Source organism: Ilyobacter sp. (assembly GCF_041583315.1).
GTDB lineage: Bacteria > Fusobacteriota > Fusobacteriia > Fusobacteriales > Fusobacteriaceae > Ilyobacter.
Genome location: NZ_JBFHGC010000191.1, coordinates 1 through 4,757, shown reverse-complemented (window position 1 = coordinate 4,757; position 4,757 = coordinate 1). Strand labels below are relative to the sequence as shown.

At 38.9% G+C, this 4,757-nt stretch carries 4 protein-coding genes; all 4 read right to left on the bottom strand.

The genetic code is table 11. The features are described 5' to 3' along the window. Positions 1-5: 5 nt before the first annotated feature. From ABZA26_RS07865 to uvrB, 4 genes are read right to left on the bottom strand one after another with little or no spacing between them, the layout of a single operon-like run. On the bottom strand, positions 6-854 hold the full coding sequence (locus ABZA26_RS07865; RefSeq protein WP_372713971.1) for a tetratricopeptide repeat protein: 849 nt from the start codon (positions 852-854) through the stop codon (positions 6-8). After that, complete coding sequence (gene xseA, locus ABZA26_RS07860; RefSeq protein WP_372713970.1) at positions 835-2,055, bottom strand: exodeoxyribonuclease VII large subunit; 1,221 nt, start codon at positions 2,053-2,055, stop codon at positions 835-837. The genes ABZA26_RS07865 and xseA overlap by 20 nt, the downstream gene beginning before the upstream one ends. Further along, a complete protein-coding gene (locus ABZA26_RS07855; protein ID WP_372713969.1) occupies positions 2,045-2,464 on the bottom strand; it encodes a bis(5'-nucleosyl)-tetraphosphatase in 420 nt (139 codons plus the stop codon). The genes xseA and ABZA26_RS07855 overlap by 11 nt, the downstream gene beginning before the upstream one ends. Before the next feature lie 20 nt (positions 2,465-2,484). Continuing rightward, a complete protein-coding gene (gene uvrB / locus ABZA26_RS07850; protein WP_372713968.1) occupies positions 2,485-4,470 on the bottom strand; it encodes an excinuclease ABC subunit UvrB in 1,986 nt (661 codons plus the stop codon). Positions 4,471-4,757: the final 287 nt, after the last annotated feature.

Genomic DNA, 4,757 nt, shown 5'->3' with positions numbered 1-4,757 from the left:
ATCACCTATCTCTCAATTTTAGAATATACCTCTATAAGAAGGCTCTTTATATCTACCGAAGCCGGATAATCTTTCTGTGCCTTTTCCAGGATCTCTTTGGCACTGCTGTACCTCTCCATATTGATATACATATTAGCCAGACCTATATACAGGTTTATATCTTTTTCATATTCGAGATATATTTCAAAATCCTTTGCGGCTCTTCCATAGTCACCTAGCTGCTGATAAGACGCACCCCTTCCAAGATAAGCCTCATAAAACTCCGGGTTTACCTGTAGTATCTGTCCATATACCAGGGCTGCCTTTCTGTAATCCCCCAAAAATCTATAGGTTGTCGCTGCACCAAAAAGATTTCTCTCGTCATGATTTTTTTCTTTTATGAAAATATCCCTGGATTTCTCATAGAGATTATTGTTGAAGTATATACTTCCAAGCTCAAATATTTTATCACTGTCTGCATACTCAATTTTAGCCAGATATTTTTCAAACATCTCATAGTACTCTTTTTCATATCTGTTTTTTTTCCACCCTGTTTTTTCCTTGTCAGCCATCATTTTCCTTATAAGAACTCTCTCATAGAGTGGTCTTGCATCTTCCGGATACTTTTTTATAGCCTTCAAGGCCGCACTGTCTGCACGATTTAGATTTCCCAGTTTTTTATCAGCCTCTATAAGGTAAAGATAGGCTTCTATGTCCTCTTCCCCGGTGAGATAATCTTCCAGGTATTCCTTTCCTCTCCAGTAGTTTCCTATCTGAATCTGGTAAATACCTTCATCCAGAAGTTCTGATTTATCCAAAGAGTAGGAAAATAACCCTGTAAAAATAAAAATAAGACTAAACAGCATCTTTTTCATCAACATCTATCTCCTTCACCACACTGGTTGCTTTTCCTGTATAAAAAGTAGTTTCCAAAATTTCCCCGGGATTTATCTCATGGATATTTTTTATGATTCTTCCCTTTGAGGTGGTTATGCTGTAGCCTCTTTTCAGTATGTTTTTAGGATTAAGAGCGTTGAGTTTTTCCCCTTTCATCTCCATCTCCTGTCTTTTTTTCAGGAGGTAGCTCTCGTAGGTTCGGCTAAATTCTCTCTCCTTGTCGATGACCTCCATATTTTTCTCCTGGATTAACCTTTGAAAGTTTTTTATCACAAATGAGTTTCTTCTGCTTTTGATCTCATCTTTTTTTCTATGAATATATTTTTTTAAAAAACTTTTTAAATATTTTTCACGGTTTTCAAGGTTCTCCTGAAACTTTTTCTTTTCAGGGACTACCATCTCCGAAGCATGAGTAGGGGTAGATGATCTGAGGTCAGCTGTGAAATCTGTGAGAAGTATATCTATCTCATGTCCCACCGCTGAAATAATGGGTTTTTTAGAATTAAAATACGCCAAAGCCACATCTTTTTCATTAAATGTCCACAGGTCCTCTATACTTCCTCCCCCTCTTCCTGCTATTATCACATCTATCTCTTCTATCCTGTTCAGAATCTCTATTCCCTTTATGACCTCCTGGGCTGCACCTGGTCCCTGCACCTTTGCAGGATACACATAGAGGTTTATATTAGGATACCTTAGCTTTGCTGTATTTATTATATCCCTCACAGCTGCACCGGTTCCAGAGGTCACTATCCCTATTGTCTGAGGCAGAGAAGGCATGGGTCTTTTTTTATCCTGGTCAAAATACCCTCCGGCAGAAAGTTCTCTTTTTACCCTTTCAAGTTCCTCATATAGTGCCCCCATTTTATTCTCTTTTTCCAGATGCCGTACCATGATCTGGAAATCACCCCGGGCTTCATAAAGAGTGGCGTCTCCGAATATTTTTACACTGTCCCCTTCCTTGAGATCTTCAGGTATTTTCTTATACCTGTATCCAAAGGCTGTACATTTCACCTGGCAATTTTTATCCTTCAGATTAAAATACAAGTGGCCGCTTTTATAGTAATTCACACCGGAAATCTCACCTTTCAGAAAAAAGTTTTTCAGATTACTGTTGTCTTCCAGATAGTCCTTTACCATCTTGTTGAACTGGGAAACTGTATAAATCCTATCTTCCATTTTCCACCTCTCTCAGATACTCATAGGCTCTCAAAAAAGCCTCTTTCTCCTCCTCAAAGGTTATTTTTTTCCAGGCATCCTTATAACCCAGCCATGCATATTCCAGAACTTCGTTTTTATCCAGTTTCACTTTTTTTTCATCACTTCTCATGAGAAAAAAAACAGCTTCCTTCATTATATTTTTATTTACCTGATAGTCCAAGGTTTCTCTGAACCCTTCTACTATTTTGGCTTTTAGTCCTACCTCTTCATACACTTCTCTAAGAGCAGTCTCTTCCTCTGTTTCGTTACCCTCCATATGTCCCTTTGGGAATCCGTAATAACCACTCATCTGCTTTATTACTAAAAATTTTTCTTTATTATCTTCAATAAATACTATTATTCCTCCACAGGATTTTTCCCATATCATATTCTCACCTCTCTAGAATTTTATAGTTCCAGCAAAAGTTCCTGTAATTTGATCATCTCATCTCTTTTTATGATGGCCTTTTCAAAATCAAGTTCTCCCGACAAGATTTTTATCTCTTTCTTTAGTTTTCCAATCTCTTTTTCTATATCCTTTTTAGAAGTGAATATCCTTTTTACTTTTTCTCTTTCGTAGCTCTCCATATCCACTCCGTAGTCAAAGTTCAGAACCTCTTCTGATATCTCTCTTATGACTGATTTTGGGTCGATTTTATGTACCTTATTGTACTCAGCCTGTACTTCTCTTCTTCTTTCTGTTTCCCCTATAGCTTCCTTCATGGAACCGGTCATGACATCTCCGTAAAGTATGACCCTTCCCTCTATATTTCTGGCAGCCCTTCCCATTGTCTGAATAAGGGATCTCCTGCTCCTAAGGAATCCTTCCTTGTCCGCTTCGAGAACCGCCACCAGAGAGACTTCCGGAATGTCCAGACCCTCTCTCAGAAGATTTATCCCCACAAGGACATCAAACTCTCCGCGTCTCAGTCCCCTTATAATCTCTATTCTTTCCAGGGTATCTATGTCCGAATGCATGTATTTTGCCTTTACTCCGAATCCTATATAATAATCTGTAAGTTCTTCTGCCATTTTTTTCGTAAGTGTCGTTACAAGGACCCTCTGCTTTTTTTCTGACCTTATCCTTACCTCTTCCAGAAGGTCATCTACCTGATTCGCAGTAGGTCTCACCTCTATAAGGGGCTCTAGTATTCCTGTAGGTCTTACAAGCTGTTCTGCCACCTGTCCTTTGCTGACCTCCATCTCATAGTCCCCGGGAGTGGCAGATACAAATACCGTCTGCTTTGATATCTCCCGAAACTCCTCAAACTGGAGAGGCCTGTTGTCCAGGGCAGATGGAAGCCTGAATCCGTTTGCCACCAGGGTTTCCTTCCTGGAACGATCCCCCTTGTACATCCCTCTTATCTGGGGTACACCTATATGAGACTCATCTATAAATATCAAGAAATCCTCTGGAAAATACTCAAGCAGAGTGTGTGGAGATTCCCCCGGTTTTTTCCCTGAAAGGTATCTGGAATAATTCTCTATTCCCTTACAGTATCCCACCTCTCTTATCATCTCAAGGTCGTACTCTGTTCTCTGTTTTATCCTCTGGGCCTCTATTAGTTTTCCCTCATCTTCAAATTTCTTTATCTGTTCCTTGAGGTCTATTTTTATATCCTCGATTATCCTATCTATTTCCTTTTCCTCTGTGACATAGTGAGTTGCAGGCATTATGCTGATTCTTTCCAGATCTCCTCTGACCTTTTTTCCTGTGAGGGTATTTATCTCAGATATACTCTCTAAGTCATCTCCCCAGAATTCAAGCCTGTAACCAGTTTCCATGTAAGATGGATATATATCCACCACATCACCTTTTATTCTGAATTTTCCTCTTTCAAAGGCTATGTCATTTCTTTCGTATCTCAGAGACACCAGTTTTTCCAGAAATTTCTTCCTGTCTATTCCTGTCTTGAGATCAATGGGAATGGTCATTTTTTTATAGGTTTCCGGTGAACCCAGGCCGTATATTGCAGAAACAGATGCCACAATTACCACGTCCCTCCTGTTTATAAGGGCTGCAGTGGCGGCATTTCTCATCTTGTCTATCTCATCATTTATAGATGAATCTTTTTCTATAAATGTATCAGTAGAGGGAATATAGGCCTCAGGCTGATAATAATCATAATATGATACGAAATATTCCACTGCGTTCTCAGGAAAAAAAGATTTGTATTCTGAATAAAGCTGGGCAGCAAGGGTTTTATTGGGAGCCATTATGAGTGCCGGTCTCCCTGTTTCTTTTATTATATTGGCCACTGTGAAGGTTTTTCCCGATCCCGTGACTCCTAAAAGCACCTGATCTTTCACATCGCTCTTTATATTTTCGACTATTTTTTTTATAGCTTCAGGCTGGTCACCTGTGGGTTTGTAATTTGAATGAAGTTTAAACATCTCTTATCACCCTTCTTTAAATAGTGTATATCTGAATTCTAACAGATTTATCATCACGGTACAAATAAGTTTCATTTTTTATCACTATTATAGAATAAATCAGTTTATTTTTTTTGTGTGAATTACTGAATTTACCCAGTGTTACTTTTCTCTTGACAGAAAAGTAACCAAAAGGTCAAGAGTTTTCAAATGTCTAGGAAGTAGATGTTTCTTTTAACGCCTTTGTAAGCTACAGTCCTCGGTTCCCTGCGGAACTTATTCTGTAGGACGGCTGAGTGCAGGTTTTT